The organism is Neptuniibacter sp. (assembly GCF_024231755.1).
Taxonomy (GTDB): domain Bacteria; phylum Pseudomonadota; class Gammaproteobacteria; order Pseudomonadales; family Balneatricaceae; genus Neptuniibacter.
In genome coordinates this window covers 1-22,189 of record NZ_JAAEQH010000120.1, presented here as the reverse complement: position 1 = coordinate 22,189, position 22,189 = coordinate 1, and the positions used below count along the sequence as shown (strand labels likewise).

Annotated in this window: 41 protein-coding genes; 18 read left to right on the top strand and 23 right to left on the bottom strand. The window is 47.1% G+C overall.

What is annotated here, in order from left to right:
- Positions 1-106 precede the first annotated feature (106 nt).
- On the top strand, positions 107-1,081 hold the full coding sequence (gene sppA / locus GY843_RS06975; protein ID WP_297307965.1) for a signal peptide peptidase SppA: 975 nt from the start codon (positions 107-109) through the stop codon (positions 1,079-1,081).
- Positions 1,082-1,138: 57 nt separating this feature from the next.
- Here the strand turns inward: sppA and GY843_RS06970 are convergent, their stop codons facing one another.
- Positions 1,139-1,717, bottom strand: coding sequence for a nucleoside triphosphate pyrophosphatase (locus GY843_RS06970; RefSeq protein WP_297307917.1), 579 nt, complete (start codon positions 1,715-1,717; stop codon positions 1,139-1,141).
- Between the two features lie 111 nt (positions 1,718-1,828).
- Here GY843_RS06970 and GY843_RS06965 point away from each other — a divergent pair, with 111 nt between their 5' ends.
- From GY843_RS06965 to fabG, 5 genes are all read left to right on the top strand, one after another.
- Positions 1,829-2,347, top strand: coding sequence for a YceD family protein (locus GY843_RS06965; RefSeq protein WP_297307915.1), 519 nt, complete (start codon positions 1,829-1,831; stop codon positions 2,345-2,347).
- Between the two features lie 23 nt (positions 2,348-2,370).
- Positions 2,371-2,553: a 50S ribosomal protein L32 gene (rpmF, locus tag GY843_RS06960; RefSeq protein ID WP_007019603.1), complete on the top strand. Its 183-nt coding sequence runs from the start codon at positions 2,371-2,373 to the stop codon at positions 2,551-2,553.
- A 2-nt stretch (positions 2,554-2,555) separates the two neighbouring features.
- A complete protein-coding gene (gene plsX / locus GY843_RS06955) occupies positions 2,556-3,572 on the top strand; it encodes a phosphate acyltransferase PlsX (RefSeq protein ID WP_297307910.1) in 1,017 nt (338 codons plus the stop codon).
- A 101-nt stretch (positions 3,573-3,673) separates the two neighbouring features.
- Entirely contained in the window at positions 3,674-4,606 is a 933-nt protein-coding gene (gene fabD, locus GY843_RS06950; RefSeq protein ID WP_297307908.1) for an ACP S-malonyltransferase, read from the top strand.
- 22 nt (positions 4,607-4,628) lie between these two features.
- The gene (gene fabG / locus GY843_RS06945) at positions 4,629-5,372 is read left to right on the top strand and encodes a 3-oxoacyl-ACP reductase FabG (protein WP_297307905.1); all 744 of its coding nucleotides are present in this window, start codon (positions 4,629-4,631) and stop codon (positions 5,370-5,372) included.
- 201 nt (positions 5,373-5,573) lie between these two features.
- Here fabG and GY843_RS06940 read toward each other — a convergent pair whose 3' ends face one another.
- The 19 genes from GY843_RS06940 to GY843_RS06850 form a co-directional block, all read right to left on the bottom strand.
- Positions 5,574-6,536 carry an integron integrase gene (locus GY843_RS06940; protein ID WP_297307903.1) on the bottom strand — a complete coding sequence of 321 codons (963 nt, stop codon included), beginning with the start codon at positions 6,534-6,536 and terminating at the stop codon, positions 5,574-5,576.
- A gap of 48 nt (positions 6,537-6,584) precedes the next feature.
- Positions 6,585-6,944, bottom strand: coding sequence for a hypothetical protein (locus GY843_RS06935; protein WP_297307901.1), 360 nt, complete (start codon positions 6,942-6,944; stop codon positions 6,585-6,587).
- Positions 6,945-7,060: 116 nt separating this feature from the next.
- Positions 7,061-7,369 carry a hypothetical protein gene (locus GY843_RS06930; RefSeq protein ID WP_297307899.1) on the bottom strand — a complete coding sequence of 103 codons (309 nt, stop codon included), beginning with the start codon at positions 7,367-7,369 and terminating at the stop codon, positions 7,061-7,063.
- Positions 7,370-7,382: 13 nt separating this feature from the next.
- Positions 7,383-8,483: a tyrosine-type recombinase/integrase gene (locus GY843_RS06925; RefSeq protein ID WP_297307963.1), complete on the bottom strand. Its 1,101-nt coding sequence runs from the start codon at positions 8,481-8,483 to the stop codon at positions 7,383-7,385.
- A gap of 49 nt (positions 8,484-8,532) precedes the next feature.
- The gene (locus GY843_RS06920) at positions 8,533-8,811 is read right to left on the bottom strand and encodes an excisionase (RefSeq protein ID WP_297307897.1); all 279 of its coding nucleotides are present in this window, start codon (positions 8,809-8,811) and stop codon (positions 8,533-8,535) included.
- 82 nt (positions 8,812-8,893) lie between these two features.
- A complete protein-coding gene (locus GY843_RS06915; RefSeq protein WP_297307895.1) occupies positions 8,894-9,154 on the bottom strand; it encodes a hypothetical protein in 261 nt (86 codons plus the stop codon).
- A complete protein-coding gene (locus tag GY843_RS06910; RefSeq protein ID WP_297307893.1) occupies positions 9,120-9,299 on the bottom strand; it encodes a hypothetical protein in 180 nt (59 codons plus the stop codon). The genes GY843_RS06915 and GY843_RS06910 overlap by 35 nt, the downstream gene beginning before the upstream one ends.
- 74 nt (positions 9,300-9,373) lie before the next feature.
- Positions 9,374-9,757 carry a MazG nucleotide pyrophosphohydrolase domain-containing protein gene (locus GY843_RS06905; protein ID WP_297307891.1) on the bottom strand — a complete coding sequence of 128 codons (384 nt, stop codon included), beginning with the start codon at positions 9,755-9,757 and terminating at the stop codon, positions 9,374-9,376.
- On the bottom strand, positions 9,744-10,091 hold the full coding sequence (locus GY843_RS06900) for a hypothetical protein (protein WP_297307889.1): 348 nt from the start codon (positions 10,089-10,091) through the stop codon (positions 9,744-9,746). Before GY843_RS06900 ends, GY843_RS06905 begins: the two co-directional genes overlap by 14 nt.
- A complete protein-coding gene (locus GY843_RS06895; RefSeq protein WP_297307887.1) occupies positions 10,088-10,237 on the bottom strand; it encodes a hypothetical protein in 150 nt (49 codons plus the stop codon). The genes GY843_RS06900 and GY843_RS06895 overlap by 4 nt, the downstream gene beginning before the upstream one ends.
- Before the next feature lie 112 nt (positions 10,238-10,349).
- Positions 10,350-10,619 carry a hypothetical protein gene (locus GY843_RS06890; RefSeq protein WP_297307885.1) on the bottom strand — a complete coding sequence of 90 codons (270 nt, stop codon included), beginning with the start codon at positions 10,617-10,619 and terminating at the stop codon, positions 10,350-10,352.
- Positions 10,620-10,625: 6 nt separating this feature from the next.
- The gene (locus GY843_RS06885) at positions 10,626-10,904 is read right to left on the bottom strand and encodes a hypothetical protein (protein ID WP_297307883.1); all 279 of its coding nucleotides are present in this window, start codon (positions 10,902-10,904) and stop codon (positions 10,626-10,628) included.
- Between the two features lie 2 nt (positions 10,905-10,906).
- Positions 10,907-11,485: a hypothetical protein gene (locus tag GY843_RS06880; protein ID WP_297307881.1), complete on the bottom strand. Its 579-nt coding sequence runs from the start codon at positions 11,483-11,485 to the stop codon at positions 10,907-10,909.
- Between the two features lie 23 nt (positions 11,486-11,508).
- A complete protein-coding gene (locus GY843_RS06875) occupies positions 11,509-11,832 on the bottom strand; it encodes a hypothetical protein (RefSeq protein ID WP_297307877.1) in 324 nt (107 codons plus the stop codon).
- Between the two features lie 13 nt (positions 11,833-11,845).
- Positions 11,846-12,124 carry a hypothetical protein gene (locus GY843_RS06870; RefSeq protein ID WP_297307875.1) on the bottom strand — a complete coding sequence of 93 codons (279 nt, stop codon included), beginning with the start codon at positions 12,122-12,124 and terminating at the stop codon, positions 11,846-11,848.
- Positions 12,124-12,393: a hypothetical protein gene (locus GY843_RS06865; protein WP_297307873.1), complete on the bottom strand. Its 270-nt coding sequence runs from the start codon at positions 12,391-12,393 to the stop codon at positions 12,124-12,126. The genes GY843_RS06870 and GY843_RS06865 overlap by 1 nt, the downstream gene beginning before the upstream one ends.
- 2 nt (positions 12,394-12,395) lie before the next feature.
- A complete protein-coding gene (locus tag GY843_RS06860; protein WP_297307871.1) occupies positions 12,396-12,563 on the bottom strand; it encodes a hypothetical protein in 168 nt (55 codons plus the stop codon).
- Positions 12,556-12,831 carry a hypothetical protein gene (locus GY843_RS06855; RefSeq protein WP_297307869.1) on the bottom strand — a complete coding sequence of 92 codons (276 nt, stop codon included), beginning with the start codon at positions 12,829-12,831 and terminating at the stop codon, positions 12,556-12,558. The genes GY843_RS06860 and GY843_RS06855 overlap by 8 nt, the downstream gene beginning before the upstream one ends.
- The gene (locus GY843_RS06850; protein WP_297307867.1) at positions 12,821-13,150 is read right to left on the bottom strand and encodes a LuxR C-terminal-related transcriptional regulator; all 330 of its coding nucleotides are present in this window, start codon (positions 13,148-13,150) and stop codon (positions 12,821-12,823) included. The genes GY843_RS06855 and GY843_RS06850 overlap by 11 nt, the downstream gene beginning before the upstream one ends.
- A 226-nt stretch (positions 13,151-13,376) precedes the next feature.
- Here GY843_RS06850 and GY843_RS06845 point away from each other — a divergent pair, with 226 nt between their 5' ends.
- From GY843_RS06845 to GY843_RS06835, 3 genes are all read left to right on the top strand, one after another.
- Complete coding sequence (locus tag GY843_RS06845; protein WP_297307864.1) at positions 13,377-13,802, top strand: PDZ domain-containing protein; 426 nt, start codon at positions 13,377-13,379, stop codon at positions 13,800-13,802.
- A 148-nt stretch (positions 13,803-13,950) separates the two neighbouring features.
- Positions 13,951-14,397: a hypothetical protein gene (locus GY843_RS06840; RefSeq protein WP_297307862.1), complete on the top strand. Its 447-nt coding sequence runs from the start codon at positions 13,951-13,953 to the stop codon at positions 14,395-14,397.
- Entirely contained in the window at positions 14,394-14,693 is a 300-nt protein-coding gene (locus tag GY843_RS06835) for a type II toxin-antitoxin system RelE/ParE family toxin (protein ID WP_297307860.1), read from the top strand. Before GY843_RS06840 ends, GY843_RS06835 begins: the two co-directional genes overlap by 4 nt.
- Positions 14,694-14,729: 36 nt before the next feature.
- Here GY843_RS06835 and GY843_RS06830 read toward each other — a convergent pair whose 3' ends face one another.
- Genes GY843_RS06830 through GY843_RS06820 form a run of 3 tightly spaced genes read right to left on the bottom strand, consistent with a single transcriptional unit; the run spans position 14,730 to position 16,827 of the window.
- Complete coding sequence (locus GY843_RS06830) at positions 14,730-15,539, bottom strand: DUF3037 domain-containing protein (RefSeq protein WP_297307858.1); 810 nt, start codon at positions 15,537-15,539, stop codon at positions 14,730-14,732.
- Positions 15,493-16,362: a hypothetical protein gene (locus GY843_RS06825; protein WP_297307856.1), complete on the bottom strand. Its 870-nt coding sequence runs from the start codon at positions 16,360-16,362 to the stop codon at positions 15,493-15,495. The genes GY843_RS06830 and GY843_RS06825 overlap by 47 nt, the downstream gene beginning before the upstream one ends.
- Before the next feature lie 12 nt (positions 16,363-16,374).
- On the bottom strand, positions 16,375-16,827 hold the full coding sequence (locus GY843_RS06820; protein WP_297307854.1) for a hypothetical protein: 453 nt from the start codon (positions 16,825-16,827) through the stop codon (positions 16,375-16,377).
- A gap of 115 nt (positions 16,828-16,942) precedes the next feature.
- Between GY843_RS06820 and GY843_RS06815 the strand changes: the two genes are divergently transcribed.
- The 9 genes from GY843_RS06815 (at position 16,943) to ssb (ending at position 22,100) form a co-directional block, all read left to right on the top strand.
- Positions 16,943-17,164, top strand: coding sequence for a YdaS family helix-turn-helix protein (locus tag GY843_RS06815; protein ID WP_297307852.1), 222 nt, complete (start codon positions 16,943-16,945; stop codon positions 17,162-17,164).
- A 456-nt stretch (positions 17,165-17,620) separates the two neighbouring features.
- Positions 17,621-17,857: a LuxR C-terminal-related transcriptional regulator gene (locus tag GY843_RS06810; RefSeq protein WP_297307850.1), complete on the top strand. Its 237-nt coding sequence runs from the start codon at positions 17,621-17,623 to the stop codon at positions 17,855-17,857.
- 167 nt (positions 17,858-18,024) lie between these two features.
- Positions 18,025-18,708, top strand: a complete 684-nt coding sequence (locus tag GY843_RS06805; RefSeq protein ID WP_297307848.1) for a phage antirepressor KilAC domain-containing protein — start codon at positions 18,025-18,027, stop codon at positions 18,706-18,708.
- Positions 18,709-18,710: 2 nt separating this feature from the next.
- Complete coding sequence (locus GY843_RS06800) at positions 18,711-19,649, top strand: helix-turn-helix domain-containing protein (protein WP_297307845.1); 939 nt, start codon at positions 18,711-18,713, stop codon at positions 19,647-19,649.
- Positions 19,649-20,308, top strand: a complete 660-nt coding sequence (locus GY843_RS06795) for a replication protein P (protein ID WP_297307843.1) — start codon at positions 19,649-19,651, stop codon at positions 20,306-20,308. Before GY843_RS06800 ends, GY843_RS06795 begins: the two co-directional genes overlap by 1 nt.
- A gap of 2 nt (positions 20,309-20,310) precedes the next feature.
- A complete protein-coding gene (locus GY843_RS06790) occupies positions 20,311-20,862 on the top strand; it encodes a hypothetical protein (protein ID WP_297307841.1) in 552 nt (183 codons plus the stop codon).
- Positions 20,862-21,143, top strand: coding sequence for a hypothetical protein (locus GY843_RS06785; RefSeq protein ID WP_297307839.1), 282 nt, complete (start codon positions 20,862-20,864; stop codon positions 21,141-21,143). Before GY843_RS06790 ends, GY843_RS06785 begins: the two co-directional genes overlap by 1 nt.
- Positions 21,136-21,393: a hypothetical protein gene (locus GY843_RS06780; RefSeq protein ID WP_297307837.1), complete on the top strand. Its 258-nt coding sequence runs from the start codon at positions 21,136-21,138 to the stop codon at positions 21,391-21,393. Before GY843_RS06785 ends, GY843_RS06780 begins: the two co-directional genes overlap by 8 nt.
- Positions 21,393-22,100: a single-stranded DNA-binding protein gene (gene ssb / locus GY843_RS06775; RefSeq protein WP_297307835.1), complete on the top strand. Its 708-nt coding sequence runs from the start codon at positions 21,393-21,395 to the stop codon at positions 22,098-22,100. Before GY843_RS06780 ends, ssb begins: the two co-directional genes overlap by 1 nt.
- The last annotated feature ends 89 nt before the right edge of the window (positions 22,101-22,189 follow it).

Here is a 22,189-nt window from a genome sequence, read left to right as displayed (position 1 = left end):
TCCGTGGAATGAACCGGAAAAGCAGGAAGCTTTAGAAAAGGGTGCTCAACAAAAACAAGTTGAGGCTGAAGGTAATGATGAGGAAGTAAGCAAGGCTGAATCCAAACTGGATAAGGCTATTAAAAATGCTCAAGAGGGAGTCGCTTCCAAGAAAGAGTGGAAGCTAATAGAAAAACTTCTTAATGGTTTGTTTGTAGAGCAGCGCCGTGCCAGACGTTGGGGTATTTTCTTTAAGCTGCTTATGTTCGGGTATCTATTTCTGCTTTTGGGCTTATTCTTCGCTGGAAAAGATATCGCTACGGATGTAGCGCCCGAAGCACATACCGCTATCATCGAGATAAAGGGGCCAATCAGTGCTGACGATGAATCTAATGCTGATACAGTGATTTGGGCTCTACGCGATGCATTTAAAGAGGAAAATGCTAAAGCGGTTATTCTTCGAATCAATAGTCCGGGGGGTAGCCCGGTACAGGCGGGTTACATCTACGATGAGATAAAACGCCTGAGGGAATTGAACCCAGAAAAACCCGTCTACGCAGTCATTACAGATATAGGTGCATCAGGTGCTTACTATATAGCTGCTGCTGCCGATTCAATTTATGCTGATAAGGCTAGCCTGGTGGGCTCTATTGGAGTGGTTGCTGGTGGTTTTGGCTTTGTGGATCTGATGGAAAAGGTTGGTGTGGAACGTCGTTTGTACACAGCCGGGGAGCATAAAGCGTTTCTAGACCCATTCTCTCCGAGCAATAGTAGCGAAAAAGAGTTTTGGCAGAGTGTGCTGAATACCACGCACAAGCAGTTTATTGATCAGGTGAAGAAGGGGCGCGGTGATCGTCTTAAAGATGACCCTAAACTATTTAGTGGGCTAGTTTGGACAGGCGAGCAGGCGGTTGAGCTGGGCTTGGTTGATGGTCTGGGCAGTTCCAGTTATGTGGCTCGTGAGGTGATCAAAGTTGAAAAGCTGGTTGATTACACACCTAAGCCAGAACCTTGGAAGCAGATTGTAGATGAGCTTGGTGTAAGCTTTGCTAAAGCGATGAGTACGCAACTGGGGATGGGACAGAGTTCTCCTTTGCGTTGATTGCGGTTGTTTTCTTTGGGGACAGACTAAAGTCTGTCCCCAAAGCCTTAATGCTTTTTAAAGAACATTTAATCCTTCGTTCTCTAACATCCGGACCAGCCTAATTAGTGGCAGTCCAATCAATGTATTAGGGTCTTCACCTTCCAGTTTCTCAAAAAGCACAATGCCTAGCGCTTCTGATTTGAAGCTTCCTGCACAGTTATAAGGTGTTTCTGCTTTAAGGTAGTTCTCAATCATCTCTTCAGTAAGATTTCTGAACACGACTTTAAATGGCACAACTTCTGTTTGCGCCTGACCCGTCTCAGAATTAACCAGAGATAGCCCAGTCAAAAAAGTAACAGTATGTCCCGATAGCTTCTTGAGCTGAGCTACTGCATTCTCATGGGTATGAGGCTTACCTAGAATTTCATTGCCTAATACAGCAACCTGATCTGAACCGATAATTAAGCTAGATGGTTCTGACTGGGCAATTTTTTGTGCTTTTGCTTCTGCTAAGCGGGCAACCAATGCTTCGGGTGATTCATTATCTAGTGCGGACTCATCTATGTCCGGAGAAATACAGCTATATTCAATCTGTAATTTGTCCAGAATCTGGCGACGAAATGGGGAGCTGGATGCTAAAATCAGGTTTCTCATATGGATTTCTTGCTGTGAAATTGGCGAGGTCAGAATATTAACGATTTTATTACGTTTTTAAAGCCCAAATCCTTTGACAGATGGGGTTTCGGGCCCTAGAATTGCGCGCTTATGTCAAACGGTCCATTACCTATTAGAGTAGACCCGCGAAAACTTGCTGAGCGGGAAGTACGAATTGCAGGCGACGCTGCGTTAAACAGTATGCCAAATCTTTGTCAGGCGTTAGTCGATAAAGAGGGGGCTGTACGTGTTGAACTTCAGTTTGCAGTAGATGAGCAACGCATTCGTACCATAACAGGTCACGCAGAAGGTCATGTGAGAATGACTTGTCAGCGTTGCCTGGAACCAGTGAAGGTTGCCGTAGAGGCAGATTTTAATCTTGGCATTGCTGCCAGTGAGGAAGCTGCAAAGCAGTTACCTCGCAGTTATGACCCTCTGATTGTTGAGGGTGAAGAGATTGAGTTACTGCCTGTGATCGAAGAGGAGTTGATCCTGAGTCTTCCTCATGATGCTTATCATGATGATTGCTCTATCGAAACCTCTTTTGGCGATGCAGAGGCAGTGGCAGAAGACACCGATAAACCGAATCCATTTAGTGTGTTGGCTCAACTAAAAGCCAACAACAAATAGAAAGAACCAGGAGCTATTTAGTCATGGCAGTTCAGAAAAGTAAGAAGTCTCGTTCCCGTCGCGATATGCGTCGTTCCCACGATGCGCTGGGTAACCCGACTCTGTCTGTAGAAGAAACTACCGGTGAAACTCACCGTCGTCACCACGTATCTGCTGACGGTTTTTACCGTGGTAAGCAGGTAATCAACAAGCAGGATGACGAATAAGCTTGTCAGACTACTTAACCATTGCAGTTGATGTGATGGGCGGGGACTTCGGTCCCCGCGTTACTATTCCCGCAACACTCGACGCACTTAAGCGTTACCCTCATCTTTCGGCCAAGCTCGTTGGTCATCAAGAAGCGATCTCACCATACCTTAATCGACTAAATGCAGATATTGCCTGTCGCGTCGAAGTTGTACATGCGCCGGATACTATCTCAATGGCAGATAAGCCCTCGCAAGCTTTGCGAAATGGTAAACAGTCATCGATGTACAAAGCGCTAGAATTGGTTTCTGAGCATAAAGCACAGGCTTGTATCAGTGCCGGTAATACTGGTGCGCTTATGGTATTGGGGCGTTTTATTCTGCGTACTCTGCCAGGCATTGATCGTCCAGCTATTATCTCCTCTGTCCCTACAGTTAATAAGCATTGCTATATGCTTGATCTGGGAGCAAATGTGGATTGCAGTGCAGAACATCTTTTGCAGTTTGCGATTATGGGTTCGGTTATGGCGGCTGCGGTGGATGAGCTAGAGGAGCCTCGTGTTGGCTTGTTGAATATTGGTCAGGAAGAGGTTAAGGGTAACGAGCAGGTTAAGCTTGCATCACGCTTGATCGAAGAGCGTGGCGGTCTTAACTATATAGGCTACGTGGAAGGTGATGACCTTTATGCTGGAAGAGCTGATGTGGTTGTTTGTGATGGTTTTGTCGGCAATATTGCTCTAAAAAGCAGCGAGGGTCTGGCGCGCTTGATTAGTCGCAAATTCCAGGCAAGTTTCAAAAAAGGGATCTATCGTCGCTTATTGGCACTGATTGCCAGCCCTGTATTAAATGAGCTCAAACGGCAGATGGATCCGTCTCGTCGTAATGGCGCTAGCCTGCTGGGCCTACAGGGTATTGTTATAAAAAGTCACGGTTCTGCAAACAGAAAATGTTTCGGATACGCGCTTGATCAGGCTGTTGCAGAGATTGAACAAGATGTTCCTCGCAAAATTTGCCATGAAATCGAGCATAAGCTGTCCTGAAACGCCCGCCCGCAGTTTTAATTACCTGCGAATACTGTAAACTACGCCCAATTCGCCTGACAATTTCGGGCATAGTTCAAAATTGACGATTTGAGGAAGTCATGTCGCAAACTCTTGCTTTTGTCTTTCCAGGACAGGGTTCCCAGCAAGTGGGAATGCTCTCGGAACTGGCAGAATCTCACCCGGTTATTAAAAACACTTTCGCTGAAGCATCTGAAGTTCTTGGTTATGACCTTTGGGCGCTTGTTCAAAATGGTCCTGCAGAGGATCTAAATCAGACCGATAAAACTCAGCCTGCGCTGCTAACCTCTGGTGTAGCACTTTGGCGTCTGTGGCAGGAGCAAGGCGGATCTAAGCCTGCTTTGGTTTCTGGTCATAGCTTGGGTGAATATACAGCGTTGGTTTGTGCGGGTGCGATCAGTTTTGCTGACGGTGTTAATCTGGTGAAACTGCGTGGCGAGTTTATGCAGCAGGCTGTTCCTGCTGGTACAGGTGCTATGGCAGCTATTCTGGGCTTGGATGACGCTGGTATCGAGCAGGCATGTAAAGATGCAGAGCAGGGCGATGTGGTATCTCCAGTAAACTACAACTGCCCAGGTCAGATCGTTATCGCTGGTCAGAAAGAAGCGGTAGATCGTGCTATTGAAAACTGTAAGGCGGCTGGTGCAAAGAGGGCTATCCCTCTACCTGTGAGTGTTCCATCTCACTGTGCATTGATGAAGCCAGCAGCAGAAAAAATGGCTGAAGAGCTGGCTAAGATCGACATTTCGCTGCCGGAAATTCCAGTTGTTCAGAACGTTACAGCAGCGGTACCAACTTCGGTTGAAGAGCTTAAAGAAAACCTGCTGGCACAGTTATACAGCCCGGTTCTGTGGACTAAAAGTGTGCAGGACATGGTAGAGCAAGGCATTGAAAGCACCGTAGAGTGCGGCCCAGGCAAAGTACTGTCTGGATTGAATAAGAAAGTCCATAAACCTCTGAGCGTAGCAGCAATTGGTGATGCGGCGGGCCTTGAAAAGGCGCTGGGTCAGTAATTGCCAGGCAAGGGAAATCGGAATGAGTATTGAAGGTAAAGTCGCACTGGTCACTGGTGCAACCCGAGGCATTGGTAAAGCCATTGCTCAGGAGCTTGGTAAGCAGGGTGCTGTTGTTGTTGGCACAGCTACTAGCGAAAATGGTGCTGCATCAATCAGCGCCTATCTTGAAGAGTCAGGCATTAAAGGTACTGGTCTGGTACTGGATGTTTCTGATGCGGATTCTGTTGCGGATGTACTGAAAGCGGTTCAGTCTGATTTTGGTACAGTGGAAGTGTTGGTTAACAACGCTGGCATTACACGCGATAACATCCTGATGCGTATGAAGGATGATGAGTGGGATTCGGTAATCAACACTAACCTGAACTCTGTTTATCGTCTGGTTAAAGGTTGCCTGCGCGGCATGACTAAGGCTCGTTGGGGTCGTATCATCAGCGTGAGCTCCGTGGTTGCTTCTATGGGTAATGCGGGCCAAGCAAACTATGCTGCGGCTAAATCCGGTATGGAAGGCTTTACGCGTGCGTTAGCGCGAGAAGTAGGCTCCCGCAATATTACGGTTAACTGCGTAGCACCTGGTTTTATCGACACAGATATGACCAGTGGCCTTGCAGATGAGCACAAAGAAGCACTTAAATCACAGATCCCTATGAACCGTTTGGGTCAGCCGGAAGAGATCGCTGCAGTTGTTGGTTTCTTGGCCAGTCAAGGTGGTGGTTACGTGACGGGTGAGTCGATTCAGGTCAATGGTGGCATGTATATGGGGTAAACATGCCGACGGGAGTAAGTCGCTGATTTCTAAGCACTAATTTTTAGTGGGACTTCAGTGGGACTTCAGTGGGACAACCCATAGACAAAAAGAAGGCCAGCTTTGCTAATTTGAGAGGGTGAATTCACTCCCAAATCGGCAGGCTGGCCTTTTGTTTTTTGCTCTGTCAGGTGTATTGGTTGGTACAGATCAGCAGGCTAATTAAATGGCCTCCAGCGGGCTTTTGGTGCTTATGACTCCGCTGGTCATTACGTGCGTATAAATCTGAGTAGTACGGACATCCTCATGCCCAAGAAGCTCCTGCACAGTTCTGATATCTGTTCCGTTCTCAAGTAGGTGAGTGGCAAAACTATGCCGAAGGGCGTGGGATTTAAAATCTTTATTGATTCCTGCTTTTTTCTTGGCAGCTCTTAGCGCCTTAGCAACAGCTGAATCGTGAATATGGTGTCGACGGACAATACCGGTGTACGGCTCTGGTCCTGGCTTGCTGGCAGGGAATACAAATTGCCATGCAAGTTCTTTAGCTGCGTTAGGGAATTTTTTAGCTAGGGCGTTAGGCATATAAACTTCACCAACACCATTTTCTAAGTCTTCGTCGTGTAACCGATCAACCACATCGACTTGATGCTTTAAGGTGTTAAGCAGAGAAGGTGGCATCATTACTGTTCTGTCTTTGTTGCCTTTTCCCGACCTGATAGTGATAACCTGACGGTCAAAATCTAGGTCCTTAACTCTTATATTCAGCGCCTCGTTCAGCCTTAAGCCGCAGCCATACAATAGGCTGCAGATAGTGTGATGCATTCCGGTTATGTTATTCAGTAGGCGTTTTACTTCATCCTGAGATAGCACTACTGGTAGTTTCTTAGCTCTCGTGGATTTAGGAAAAGGCCCAAGCTCTCCCAGCTCCTGTTTTAATATTTCCTTGTATAGAAAAGAGATCGCATTAAGTGCTAGTTTTTGTGTGCTGTGGCTGTTGTTCAGGTCGCGAACCAGATGGGTTAGAAATCCTACGACCTTGTCTTGGCTAGTTCCTGCAGGGTTGCGCACGCAGAAGTCTATATAACGAACAATCCAGCCTCGATAAGAGCGCTCAGAACGATGAGAATAGCCTTTAAACCTCATCGTATTACTTAGTGCCTCAAGTACTGTTTGCTTATTCATCATCTCTATCCCTTGCGTGCATATAAGACCGTATGGCCTACTAACCCAGTGTTATGCCAGCAGGCTCAGATCGTACCCGGACTTTACAAAAGCCTTGAGCTTCTTATCGTTGCACCCGCAGCCAACGTATGTGTAAATCTTTCTCAGCTCATCAGGCGTAAAGCTAGTGCCTAAGAACTTGTTCATGGCGTTTCTAATCCTTACTTGCCACCAGTCACTAACCCCTTTATGAGATGGGCGAGATAGCCAAGATATGACCTTGCAGCGTAATTCAAACTCGCTTTCAATATCATCAATGCGGAAGTAGATATTGTTTTTTGGCTCAACAATTAGCTCGTCATTTTTGTATACAAAGGCTTTAGGAAATGATTCTTTCAGCTTCTCAATACAATCTTGAATTTCGTTTTTCATAATTCGCCTCGCAGGCATAACAAATATTTAAAAGTGGATGCTCCCTGCGGGTCGCACCCGTTAAAAAGTGGGTTAGTGGCAAGTTCCAAAGTGGAACGAACCACATGGCAGTCGGGTTAAATACCCTCATGCCTTTTGAGGTATTCTGTAACTTCACTTTCTCGAACATGGGCAGGCTGAACGTGAATGCTGAAGCAGCCAGCCAATTCCTGCCATTTTCCGGACTGTATAATCTGGGCTGCTTTCTGTTTTGCTGATATTAGGTCGGACTCTTCATAGAAACGGTACGTTTTCAGTCCGTCTGTAACTGCCCATAGCTTTACTTTTGATTCAGTCTCCAGCTGCTCCAGTTTTTCAGAAATAAGTTGCTGGGCGACCTGTAGCTGTGATTTATCCAGCTGCTCAATAATCTTTCTAACTTTCATTACTCATACTTCCTTAACTATTTTCAGCCAGGTCCACTTTTACCCAGTCATGCCCGCGTGCGTCTTTGTAGATTGCGGTGGTGCTTTCCTGTGAGTGGCCTAGCAGTTTCTGTATATCAATTCCTTGCTTATCGTACTCTCGGGCCGCTAAAGAGCGGATTTCGTGAAAAGTAGGAGGGTTATGCTCCCCCCAGTCAGGCTTCACCGCCTTGATAGCGTCTGCAAAGTTGTACGAGAACGTGTCAGGGTCGATTTCGCCGCCTGCTTTTGTCTTGCCTATGGATTTAGAGTGGTGGAAAAGGTGACGGCTTAAGGTGCGGTCACGGCATAGGTTGATTACATCTCTTACGCTGTAACCGATAGAGTCCAGGTGGAGGTCAAGCGGGATGGCTACCTTCTTTCCTGTTTTACCCTGGATAACGCCTATGTACTCATCATCATCGAATTTGCGTATGTCGTTAAATTGGCAGGCAGCGATATCAGATCGGCGCTGACCGGTCGCAATAGCGAATAGCATGGCTTTCCACATATAAGGTTGCTGATTCTGCTTTGACCACTCTAGAGCTTTGTTAAATACATCTAGGAGTAGGCGAGCGCGTTTCGTTTTTCGTGTTATAGGCTTGGTATGCTGGGCTGGGTTGCCTTTATCAGATGCCAGCACGCCTTCACTGATTGCCTCTGCGCAGATATCGATTAGGGTAGAGCGGATCATTACCGCCATGCCTGCCTTTTCATGAGCCAGAAAATCTTCTTTCAAGTACTGGGTGAAATCATAGGTTGTCAGCTGGTGGATCCGCTTACCTTTGAATTTCTTTTTAACTCGCTTAACTCTGTTAACTATCTGTTTATGGGTATAGGGCTTAATTAAACCGGCTTCTAAGCGCTGTTTCTGGATTAATAGATATTCGTCACACCATGCATCCCACGTCATTCCTGTGCCATTAGGAGCGCCCGACAGGATGAGCTCGGCTTCTTGATCGAGTATCTGTTGAGCAATTACGGCGTTAGCCTGGCGAGCAATTCTTTCGGCGTCAGCTTTGTTGCCTTTACCAACGGTTGTGGTCTTCCTTGTTAATACGTTCATATACCTGTAGCGAACCTTGCCATTGGGCATGGTCTCGGCTCTAAGGTTAGGCACGTCCGTTTGCTTATTAACGCGTGGTCTAGGCGACATGGCCAGTTATCTCCAATACAGCCGGGTCTAGGTCAGAAATATCTATGCCTGTAGAGCTGGACTTCATTGCTGCAGCTTTTTTAAGCATTTCCAGCCTGGACCGGCTTCGGGTTTCTTTGAGAGTCGCATTCTCATCTACCATGTAGCAGCCTGCCACTATTTCAGGCTCAGGACTAAACCGGCCCTCACGTGCGTATTTGCGCAGCGTGTTAGCGGTTACTGGTTTTGAGTAATGGCGTTCCCACCATTCCATTAATGGTATTTTCATAATAGAAACCTAATTCTTTAATGCTCTATCAGTTGCGTGCATATAAGACCGTATGGCCTACTAACCCAGTGTTATTTGGTCGCTACTCTGGGCAAGCAGCCCACCATGATGTAGTTTTGAATTGCCCTGGCGGGTTCTTCATATCAAAAAACTCCTGATCCCCTTTGGCGTTTGATTCCTTAGTCATTCCAGAAGGGGCATCTTTGATATAAACCTCTTTTTTCTTAAAGCCCATCTCAATCAATTCAGCTTCTGATTTCTCGCTCCAACAAAACGCAATTTGGTATCCCATATCACTATCTCCTGCGCTAAAAGATGCGCCACTTCTCATCTGGATAATCATCGTTACACTCATGATTAGCCGGCTTGTCGAACTCTCTGCAGCAGCCCATGCAGAACCAGTTTTGATCATCTGGGAATCGCTGCTCTATTGTTTCCGCTGTCTCAAGATCCATATCAGGAATTGAGGCTAGTTGTACGTCTGGCATTCCCATCTCCCACGCCAAATAACAAGGCGCTTAATCATGGACGCTGAAAGCGCCCGTTAGCTTTGGGTTATTCGTCAGTTGCAGTCACATTCCGTGATAGGCATGTCACAGTCGCCGCAGCACCGCTCACGATTTTGGTAATCTGTCTTCCTGTAGTCTGGGAATAGATGATTGTTGTGGTGCAGATATTCAGGAATGGTGAAAAGCTTATTTGTGAAGCTTTTACCTATGTGCTCATCATCAATATCACCACCCTCTAGCATTAGGTGCTTGGCTGCTAAAACATCGCCCAGTTCTTTTTCCAGCCAATTCCTGTTGCTTGGGCCTCCGTTAGGGTGGCGGCTATCAAAGCCGTGACGTTGAATCTTTCCAATCGCCTGAATTACTTCTGCGCACTCTTCAGCAAGTATGCTAAGGCGCTCTGCTTCGGCTGGTGTTAGCTTGTTAAAATGTCCCATTCATCACCTCCAACGAATAACAAATATTTAAAAGTGGATGCCTTCGGCACCCGTTAAAAACTGGGTTAAATCTTTCTGCAGCCCATATGTTTACCCTCAGCGTTAAGCCTCCACTTTCTACGCTTAGGTAATAACACCCTGTGGCTGAATCAAAGTGCGGCTTCATTCCGCTACGCGTCGCTCCATCGGTGTCGTCTCTTGGAGCAAATTCGCCTATTGCCGCTATCAGGAAATACCCAATCACAAGCCACACGAGAAGGCGCTTCATTGCATTCATGATGCCTTTCTCTATCGCTTTGGCGGCATTCGCTATTTGTTGCTGCTGGTGGTTCATAGCATCTCAACCGTTACAGCAGGGTAGAGCGTAGAGCCCTGTGCTAACGCCGCAGCTTTTGCCTTATCAGCACCCCGGTTGGTTGTTACATACAGCAGGCCCTTATACTTGCGGCGGCTAAACACTTTGAACTGATAACGGTTCATGCTGTTCCCTCTAAGCTGCTGTGCTTTTGAGCTTTGCTAATTCCATCGAGTAGTCAGCAAATTTGATTTCGTTGAATACGTTCCGCATCTTGTCGATCGCATCCAGAAAAGCCTAGTCGGGCAGTTCTATTAAGCGGGCTAGCTGGACACAGTAATAGACGTCCTTATGTGAAGATTTCAGCGATAGGTCGCTTTTAAGAACCCGTCGAACAACCTTTGTTTTGAAAGCGCGTTGTTTTGCTTTCTTCTCTTCTAGATCCGCTTTACGGGTGACGTATCGCATAAGTTCGGGCTCTTCTGTCATTTCAAGCCCTGCTATAACAACCGCATCGCTGATGGTTCTTACGAAGCGGTGTGCCGTGTCTACGCCTATCTCTGCCATAACCTGTTACACCTGGAGCAATTTCTTTAGTAAAGCTGGGTCGCTCTCTCTGAGCTTGTCAGCGTTGTGAATGAGTAGGGTGGTTACTTCTTGCCACTCTTCGCATTCATTGAATTCAGTAAGGCGCTCTAGAGCTTCTTCAGTCCCCCGGTACATGGTGAACTTGTAATCTTTAGCGCCTACGGCCTTGCGGTGCTCACGTTCGCGTTCACGCTTAGCCTGCTGGCGTTCGCGTGCTTTGCGGCGTTTACGCTCCTCTGGGGTTTCGGTTGTCGCGTCGGCCATCCCTACACCCTCGCTGGCATGATGTAGGCTTTGGCGGTGTGAAACGGACTTATAATGTCTGCTTCAATGACGCTGTGTTGGTCCCGGAAACTGAATTTAACAACCGGGGAGCGGCAGCCCATCGCTTTGGCTATGTTGCCAACCAGGCCCATATACTCAGCGTTAACCCCTATGTCAGAGATCGGTTGCGGGTCTGTTTTGGGTATAACTCGGTCTAGTTCTGGATACTTACCTTCGAGGACATCAAAGAATCTTCGAACAGGTCGCCTTTTGGCCTTAGATATCTCCAGCTCATGACCCGAGCTGTCTTCAAACGAGAGGTAGCCAGATTCTTTATCTACGAAGTGAAGAACTGCTGTTTCAGCTCTGGCAGGTATTTTCCCGTCGATGGCGATGGTTATATCGCTACTCAGGCCTTTCATGGTTTCGTCTTTGCCTCGATAAAGGCAGTGGCCGTTTGTAGCATTGATATAGCCGTCTTTGGTTAACTGGATCCCATTGAGGTAGTAGCGAACATCGTTAATGCCTTGCATAAACATCGCCGCTCTAAGAAAAGCTGCTTTTACTTTTACTGTTTTCACGTCAAATATCCCCTAGTCCATTATCAGGCTGCGGTAGCTTGAGCGCGTTTCAACATGGCTATCTCAGCTTCTTGGCGCTGGAGCTGGGCGTTACGTTCCCAGACCCGGTCCACATCGTATCGGCGACCCTTAGTTTTAAGCTGGTGGATGGTTTGCTCTATACGAACTGAACACCCTTTGCCTGAATTAAGATGCGCTTCCAGCAGGGCTATATCAGCTGCTATGGCGTTTTGAATTGCGTTATCTAGGTTGACTGGTGCTGCTCTTCCAGCGGCACAGGCTCTAGCGATCGCTTCTTCAGATAGCTCTTTAAACTGCACGTTGTCTTCTGCTCTTGCGTGTTGCACTTTGGTTCTCCTGTTAATCGAGGCGTAGATTCCCTTTCATTCCCGAATAGGGGTCAGTCTCGCCATCTTTAATTCGTTTTTTCAGGTTCATAATTGAGAAGTCCTTCTTTCGGCCTTCATCGAGTAGAACCTGGCAGGCTTCGTATTTACTTAGTGGTTCTCCTGTTTCTGCAGAAAGCCTTCCTGTACCTTCGCAAACTAAGCAATCAAGCCAACGGAATATGTGTTCTGTTCTTCCTAATCCTTTGCAGGCTTCGCATTCAACGGCTGCCGGTGGTGTATATTTCGGCATTAGCACTCCGCTATAGGTTGTAAATTTGTCCGATCATCTTCTGATGCGGAGCTATAGGCTGCAGCTGCTGCATTGTGTTGCTGCGCCTTCTGAATGCTGAGTGAGGTGTTGGTGCCTCGGCGTATGTAACGGATGCCTTTTCCGCCATTCATGGATACAAGCTCTGCCACATCTTCTGTAAATAGATCGCCGAACAGGGCAGGAGAGTTGCTCTGGCGGTTGCTTATCAGCTTTGATGCGATCGTCGCTAATGTGCTTTGAGTACTCATGGTTAAATCACCTCTATCCAAGGGCTTATGGCTTCAGCCACGTTGTCATTCTTTAGCCAGGCCAGCGTTGCTACGGTGGCGGTGCATGCAAGCCAAGCAAGCAGAAGGGCGGCACCGATAAGCAGGCAAGCAACAATCCCTATAAACAGGCTGGTAAGCAGGCTAGGCATACAAAACACCTTTCTCACCGGCTAGTGCGTGGGTGCTGCAGGCTATGGCGTTCTCTTCGCAGGTCTGGTGGCCGAGCGCCGTGATGGTCTCGGAGATGTCTGACCAGCAGTGGAGTTCAACTTCTTCCATAGCGTCTGGCGATAAATCGACAACAGGGCAGGTGTAGAGAACCAGAAGGTCAGCAGGATCCTCGCGGTATTCGTAGATAACTCGTAGTTCGATATCTACTCCGTGCTGCCTCAGTGTGTAATCCGTTTTACAAAACATACTCAGTCCCTCTACCTAGGCTGTTAATCCGGATGCTCGCGCTTGTTCTTGTTCGTACCCTGAACATCTCGCTTGCTTGCCTATCTGTTAGCCCGCCTGTAATGCAGATAATCAGGCAAAGGCTTACAAAGCCTTCTCTAATGGCATGTACTGCTACTTCTGTTTTGTTATCTGCCTGAAGCTTGTATCTAACGCGCTTTGCCATGGAACGAACGCTGTGCGGCGTTATGCCCATCTCTCTGGCGATTTCCTTGTCAGATTCACCCTTAACAACGTGCTGGACGTATTCCTGTTCCCTGGGGGCTAAGTGAATATTCATAAAATGGAACCCAATGTTCTAATTTAGATTAATAATAGAACCATAAATTCCATATGTAAATAGAAAACAGAACAAATAGTTCCATTTGAGAGAAATTCTTAATTTTCATAAAGGGTATTTAAGAGCAGGCGGAGGGCTGGTAAGCTTCATGGAATAAAGGATTGAGCGGGGAAGCAAAGCAATCAGACTGCTTAATACGTAATCATGGATAAACAGGGATTATTTGATGTCAAAGAAACTAGTTATCGAAACAGTTAAGGACCAAGGACAGGCTGCCGAACTGGGCTTTAAAAAAGGTGATATTCTAAAGTCGTACAACGGAATGCCAGTAGAGACCAATAGAGATCTGTCGGTCAGTGTAGGGAAAGCAAAATCCCAGGGAAAAGAGAAGGTCACAGCTACAATCGTTCGCGGTGATGAGATACTGGATTTTGAGATAACAACATCCTCACCACTAGATTTGACCTGCAATGAAGAGGTCGCCAACTCCGCTAAAGCCAAAGTCATTATTCCTCAAGAGGTGGTTGTTACCGACATCTCAATGAGTTTTATGTCTATGGTTTTCTTTATGGTCAAATGGTCGCTGGCCTCTATACCGGCTGTAGCTATCCTGATGTTTATTTACGCGGTTTTGATAAAGTTTATATTTTAATATCAGATCCCTACTGTATAGGAATACATAATACTTAGGTCTTATATTGAGGCCTTGTACTTACAAGCAAGGCTTTAATTTCCTAAACTGTCGGCTAGATACCTTCTTGAGGTATTTTTATTGCAATGGGTTTATTAGGTAAATACAAATGACGATAGCGGCTGTGCAGAGCCTGGAAGCCTCTAGTAGTGCTTCAAAAGGTGCAATCAGTTACATAGAGCTTGCTCAGTTATCTGCTGCGACTGTCTTTTACCGTGGTCTGGCACTGGTTATGTGCAAGGTTGCGTCTCGTGTTGCTACTAAAACCCTTAAAGCAATTAAGACAGTTCCGCATGACGAGATCATTGATCCATCAGGCGAACTTATTGAGGCGCTGCAGAGCATAGAAAGAAATACTTATCGCCTCTATACCTCAAGAAAAGAAAACAATAGAAAAGGCTTCTTAGGCTCATGTCTAGATAAGGAGCTCGTAGCGCTGAACCATCTTCAGAGCGAAACTATTGTTTGGATTAATGAGCATAATGCAGATGCTACCGGGCTATCAGAAGACGGTCCGCATGAAAGCGTGGATGATTTTATAAAGTCATTAGCATGACTGTCGTAGGAAGCGGCGGAGTAGCGATTAAGAAGATCCATAGAACCAAGAAGTTCGAAAAGGATTTTAAGAAACTCTCCTCACATTATAAAGAGCTTTTTGCCAACAAGCTCAGAGACCTTCTAAAGAACCCGAGACCACCCGGACTTAAGTTTGAGAAGCTTAAAGGATATCGTCGGCCAGACATATTCACGATTCACCTAGATGGGAATTATAAGGCTTCCTTTGAAATAGAAGGGGATATGGTTATTTTCCGCACCGTAGGGCCTCACGATAAAATCGATCGATCGCCTTAAGCTGGTGGTTAGCTATGTGCCATTTGTAGCGCTTGCTTAGTGAGCGGCAGCGCGAGCAAGGATATCAAAGTATTCTTTGGACTCGGTTGCACTTTCCAGATTAAAAAGCAGCTCGGTATGATCTTCCAGGATGCTCAGAGCCTGCTTTACGGGTTCTGAGTTTCTTTTTGCGGAATAGAGCACGTATTTGGCTGTATTATCTCCAAAACTCCGTGTTGCCATGTCAAGCTTGACTGCATCTAGCGCTGCCTCTTGCAGCTTGCTGGTCTGAGCCTTTACGTTGAAGTCTATCGTTTGCGTAATATGCATAACTGAGTTTTTAAGCGCAAAATCTGCTTTGAGCCCTGTTTTGTCATCAATAGGGTACTGAGCTACTACCAGATGCTCGTTAATATCTCCAGACTCAGCCAGTAACCCTCGCTCCATGAATTCATTCTTCACAGTTGTTGTGATGCGTCGAATTTTCGCCTTTTCGCGCAGTGTGACCGGGGTTACAAGTAGCTTTAGTAGCTCACCTACTTTAGCGTGATACAGATCGGGATCATCGAGCCTGAACTCAGCAAACTCTGAGCATCGAATATTATCCTGGCTGGCAAACAGAATGGCGGATTCTCTTTCTTGAATAGAGGTTGAGCACTCTGCGAATGATATTAGTCCTTCAACAGCCTCGTTGATAAAATCAGCGCTATAGCGGCTATCTAATGCAGCGGCTTTGCGCATTTTATCGGGCATATGGATATTAATGCGTCCATCAGGGCATACAACACAAATGCCAACATTGACGATTTCGCCCCTGATTTTATCGGGGCAGACCCGAAGCACTGTGTAACGATACCAAGTTGCCATTTGTAAACCCTAGCTTAATTGCATCTATCCTTTCTTTGAAGGAAGTGGATCCCCACCATTCTATAATGCGAAGCTTGCGGTCTTCACTACACCATTCGTCGGGAGACTTGCGAAGTATATACCGAAGCTTGTTTGGGGTTAAGTTATCAAGCTTTTCTAGTGTATCAAAAAGAGTCTTTCCGCTTAATCCGCCCAAGCAATTTGGAGACCAAATAAAATGCGCCGCTTTCCATGTGTTTGATGGATCGTTGTTAGTTGGATGCGGTGGTGATAGGTAATAAAAGGGTAGTCGGGTAGGCGAGAAATCGCCAGTTCGGTCAATAGGGCAGTTCAGGCTGGTCCAGCTGCGACCAAAGTCCATCGCCATTAATGCTTTTTGACCGCCAACATCTTTAACCAGGTAATTATCTTTGTGGCGATCTTCATTGTGGACAAATAGGTCCAGCACATAAATTGTTGTTAGCTTCTGGATATAGACATCTATGGCTTCTGGGGCAATCTGTTGTTTAATTATTTCAGTTAAAATAGCAATAATGCCGTTATCAACCACGCCGCCCTCAAAGGCAGACCCAAAAGCATATTGGCCGTTTTTGTCGAGCAAAAGATTATATTGGGGCACTGCCACACCGCAGTGTCGCGCAAGTTCATAGCAGAACAGTTCATCAAAAGGTGCAAAAGGGTAGTCTGGGTTATCGGAGGTTGTTTTTACAGCATATTTATTTGAGTCGGTGCCTATGCAGTAAGCCTTGCAATCTGCTGATTTGTCAAGTTTTGGTACTGTATAAGCTATTTCAATTGGCAGCAGTTCCATTGTGCCTTCCATCAGCACTACTCCTTACTTCTGAAATCTATCCGCAATACTTTTAAGCAGGGTAAGATCATCTTCTGTTAAGCGCCCTTGGTTAGCCGCTTCTGCAATTTGTTCGATAATCGACTGTGAGCGAGGGGTTGCCATATCCATAAGGGCCTGAAGCTCTGGCGATGTGTTATCTAATACAGAGGAGCTCTCAACGCCGCCCATGAGGAAGTCGCGATCTGTTTCTAATAATTCACATAGCGCAGGTATTCTCTTGGTCTCACAGAAGCTTTCTCCTCGGCACCATTTTTCAACCGATTTATAAGAGAGCTTCTCGTTAGTATGCTTGACGTAAGCTTTGGCGAATGCGCTGCAATTAGGCACAGTGGTGCCAGAAAGGTCGCCACGCCCGCTTCTCTTGTAGCCCGCCTGCATGATTAATCCAGATATGCGATCACCAAACAGTTGCTTTTCTTCTTCTGACCTTTCCATGAATTATTCCGCAGAACTTAGAGTTCCATAGTTGCATACAAAAATAGAACTATCAGCTCTTTACATATAGAATATGTGGTTCTATTATGTGTGAAAATCATTGTTGGATAAGCCGATGAGTACTAAATCTGAGCTAATTAAGAAAGCGATCAATGCTGCTGGTGGAGTTGAGGCTGTATCTAAGCATTTTGATCTAGGTGAACGAGCTGTAAGGAAGTGGTGGCAGGTTGAAAAAGTGCCAGATTCGCATACTGCTGAACTTTGTAAGCTTGGAAATTTTGAAGTCGCGCCCCATCAGTTGAATCCACAGTCGTTTCCTGAATATTTAACAGCATAGCTCTCGCAGCTATTTTTTTTAGCCCATTGAGGTGCCTGTTGATTCATACAGGTAAAAACTGAATCACAACATTGCTCTTGTCATCCTGTCTGTTAACGCAGATTTACCCCGGTTGCTCGGGGGCTTTTTTAAGGGCTTTCAATGAAAGCCTTTAAAGAAGCAAGGCCAGAAGTAGAGTAGTACAGCGCTATCTGTTCGCCATGCTTGTTTTGTTAGCGGTGCGCTTTAGCCGGGGTTTCAATTCCCATGGTTAAGGTTCTCCAAGCACCCGTTAAGCCCACTTCCTACGGCAATGCCGGGGGCACGTAAAAGCGCAGGCAAGTGAATAAGCAGTAGCCCAAGGTAAGGTGATGACCTTGAACGCCAGAATACCTCCCGCTGGTGGGCGAAATGGGAGGCAAACTTGAGCCCCTTAATTGGGGTTTTGGCGGTAAACAACAAAGGTAATTGATAGTTATGGCAAGCGACAAGATTAAAGACCTGACACAGCAACAGATGACGATCCTAGAGCGAGTGGTTCAGGGTAAAACGAATTACGTGATCGCTTGTGACCTTGGGATTTCTGAAAGAACGGTTAAGTGCCACGTAAACAAGATACACGAGCATCTTGGTGTACATAACCGGACAGCGGCTGCCGTTGCTTATTTGAAATATCTAAACCCTGGGATGAAGACTAACGCGCTCGGAATGTAAGCCTTGAGTGACACGTCACAAATCTGAGTAATTAGGGAAGCGTGACAGGTCACAGAGAAGAAAGAGGGCCCCCGGAATCTTGCTGGATGTACAGGGGCTATCAAAACAAAACCCGCCTCAAACGCTGTTGACGCAGCATCGGCGGGTAATGAAACGATGAGGTAATTATGAACGACATGGTTAAGCAATTCAATAATCATCCACTCACAATGAGCAGTCGAGAGATTGCGGAAGTTGTTGATTCAAGGCATCCAGATGTATGTCGAACAATTGAGCGACTGATTGATAAAGGCGCTATAGCCAGGTACACGCCAACGGCGTACACCCACCCCCAGAATAAGCAAACATATCAGCAGTTCCATATTAACAAGCGTGACAGTTATGTGGTTGTTGCTCAGCTATCACCTGAATTCACAGCAAGACTAGTGGATCGCTGGCAAGAGCTTGAAGGTAGGAATGCCGTATCGATACCTCAGACTTTGCCAGAGGCACTGCGACTAGCAGCAGACCTAGCGGACCAGGTTGAAGAGCAGCAAAAGCTAATCAAAGAGCAGAAGCCTGCAGTTGAGTTTGTCGAGCGGTACGTTGAAACCCGTTCTACTAAGAGTATGCGTGAAGTAGCTAAGGTTCTTGGTGTCAAAGAACGTGATTTTATTACCCAGATGGAGATTGAAAAGATCCTATTTAGACAGTCAGGAAACCTTTTGCCTTTCGCGAGCTACCAGCACAAGGGGTACTTCACTGTTAAAACAGGTGAGTCCAATGGCTATGCGTACCAGCAAACTCGTTTCACCCCTGAAGGCATTGCCTGGATAAGTAAACGCATGGGCTTAATTAAGGATGTAGCTTAACAATGAGCGTAGATGCAACCTCTTGGGCCTGGCAGCAGACAACAGGTAAGTCTACAGCCAAAGCTGTTTTGCTTGCTCTGGCCGATCGTGCTGGTGCTGATAATACTGCTTGGCCTTCAATGGCTACCATTGCAAAAGATACTGAGCAGAACCGTAAAACTGTTAATGCAAGTCTTCGCCTGCTAATCGCTGGTGGCTTTATTGAAGACACTGGGATGCGCAAAGGCTCGACAGGGAAGGTGGTTGTTTACCGGCTAATTGGAGTGAATAACCGGCATGAAGACCAGCCGAATAAACAGTACCGAAAACGGAACAGTACCGAAAACGGAACAGTATGTGATGACGGTAATAATAAGCCCGAAAACGCCACTACTAAACAGGCCCAAAAACGGAATAGTACCGAAAACGGAACAGTACCGAATTTACCGGCCAATAGTACCGAAAACGGTACGTTGAATAGTACCGAAAACGGTACGCAGAACCTACCAGTAGAACCTATCAGTGAACCGTTGATGGTGGAGCAGGGTGTTAATTATCCGAGTGAGGTCGAAAACCCGCCCACCAGCAACAGCAACCTCGATCGGTTATTCCAAACTGACGCAACCCTGCAAACCGCTGCGCACCTGAAAAACCAAAAGCGTTTCCCGATGCACTTCGAGTGGATGCCCCGTACCAGCTTCCCTGAACGCTGCAAAGCCTCTGGCGTACTGATCGACCAGTTAACTCTGGAACAGCAGGAAAACATACTCGGCGAGTTCCGCAGCTACTGGGAAGGCCGGGGCGACGTACTGACCCAAGGCGGCTGGGAGCACAAACTCCTAAGCCAGATCAAATACGCGATCGCTGACAAGCAAACCGGCAAGAAGTGCAGCCACGTCAGTGATTTTGACCACAACGATAATTCTTGGGTTGAGCTACTCAACGATCCGGAGGCCCTGTGATGGAAGTTAGCGTATTAGACCAGGCTGTTCATGCGATGAGCCAGCCGAGACCTGAACCGAACCGTCAGCTGAATCAACAAGCCATGGATCTTGTTAACAAGCTTTTTGAAACCCTGATGGAGATCAAGCCCGCTTGGCGCACGATGATCCCAAAACCGGAAGACCTGAACGCGCAAAAAGCCCAGTTCGTCAGAGCGTTTGTAGAGAACGGTATTCGCAGCCATGAGCAGGTAGCTATGGGGGTTCGCCAAGCACGTAAGGATCCAAGCGATTTCTTCCCATCGGTTGGTAAGTTCGTTTCTTGGTGTACACCGGATCCAACTGAAATCGGCCTGCCAAACGTTGAGGCGGCATACCAGGAAGCAGCGGACAAATACCGCTCCCCATCGAAAAAGCCTTGGAGCCACCCAGCGGTATACCACGCAGGCAAAACAACAGGCTGGACCATGGTGGGTACCGCTCCTCGTATCGAAGCATTTCCAATTTTTAAGAAGGCTTACGAGGAAATCTGCAAACAGGCTATGGCAGGCGTTACGTTCACCATCCCTAAGCCAGAAGCGAACAAGCTTGAGCAGCACGACAACGGCAAGAAAGTAAACACAGAACAAAACAAGCGTGCAGGCAACGCAACGCTGGCAATGCTGAAGGCGGGGTTTTGATTATGAACACATCCAAAGCACAAGAAGCGTTATTCGATAAGCACCGCGAAGCCCTAAACGCTATGGCTGAGGTGATTAAAGCAGCACCTGCAAGCGAGACTCTGGTAGCGAGGTCAATCTACAAGGCGCACAACTCCTCAGCGCTTGGGTTTAAGCGTGCACAGTACATGGTCGACTATGGCGTCCCTGCAGAGACAGCGATCGCAGAAGTTCGGAAAAGCGGGCCAACCCAAGAAGCGATAGAGCGCTCGAAAGCCGCGAAGAAAAAAGAATACCACGATCGTTTGTACGGGCTGGTGGAGTATCTCAAGGGCTTACCTGCCGATCGCGCCTTATGGCCTACACCAACAAAGATCATCGAGGAAAACGGCGTTGGTCGCCTCAGTTACCAGCGGGCTGTCTACATGCTGGATAACAACGCTACAGCCGAGGAAGCGATCAAAAAGATTCTGCACAAGGACTCAGCTAAGCGATCGACTGAAAGCTGGTCTAGTGAGGCGCTATTCGGTGGCTTCTCTCTGTACTGGTTAACTCAGAGCTGGGGTGCTGTGTAATGCAAACCAAAAAGTGCAATAAGTGCGAGGCGGTTAAGCCTATCAGTGAGTTTTACCCGTACCAGGCTAATGCCGATGGGTACGAACACATCTGTAAAGCCTGTCGCAATAAAGCTGCCTCCAAGCGAGCAGCTGACCGACGTGCCAAAGCGAAACGTGAAGCAGGGTCTGCGGACGCTGTCTTGAAGGCGAGAGCATATTTATTACTCGGAAAGACCAAAGAGGCATTCAGCGTTTTAGATCATAAAGCTCAGGAGTTACAAGGAGGCGCTAATGGCTGAGACGATCGGTTTCTATTTGGTAGTCGGGTTCCTGCTATTGATGGCTGCTGTATTCGGTTTCGCTCTGAATGCCTGGCTAAAGGGTTGGAAGGCTTATCGCAAATGGCGCGGCGGCTGCTGGGTTTTCACTGGGGTAGTAGGTTGGCACAAGGTGTCGCCAGAAAAGTATGCCCAGATTGATCTTGAACGTATAGGGCGACCAGCTTGGGCGTTGGAGTCTTACTTAAATGATGATGAGGATGCTAGTTAATGGCTCGCGGAGTAAACAAAGTAATTCTAGTTGGTAACTTGGGCGGCGACCCAGAAGTGCGTTACATGCCAAATGGTAACGCCGTTACAAATATTACAGTAGCTACTTCCGAAAGCTGGAAGGACAAAGAGACAGACGAAATACAGGAGCGAACCGAGTGGCATAAGGTTGTTTTCTTTGGGCGCTTAGCCGAAGTAGCAGGAGAGTATTTGCGTAAAGGCTCACAGGTTTACTTAGAAGGCGCTCTCCGCACCCGTAAATGGGAAGACAACAACGGTAATGATCGTTACACCACCGAAATTGTCGTGGATATGAATGGCCAGATGCAGATGTTGGGCAGCTCTAACGGATCAGGACAACAGCGTGCTGATAGCCAAGGCGCTTATCCAGAAGCCAAGAGAGCCGCACCTGCCCCTCAACAGGCTCCCGCGAACCCTCAAATCCCTAACGGTTATGTTCTGACGCCTAAAGCTAATGGTGCGGACTACGCTGCGTTTATGGAGCAAGGCTGGGATAACCAGAGCATGATTAAAGAGGGATACATGGTAAAAAAGCAGGGTAAGGCTCCAGCGCAGCCACCAGCAGCGCAAAGACCGGCTCCGGCACCACAGCAAACCCCTGCGCCATCGCCAAACAGTCCTGCCAATTTTGAGGACGATGATATCCCTTTCCAAAATCCCTATAAGGGCATGGAGCTGGTGGTATGAGCGGTCATCCGGATTGCTTGGTATGCAAGGGGAAGGGGTTTATCTCCTCCCCGGTTCCAGGGGAAGTTGGAACTTGGCCCTGTGACTGT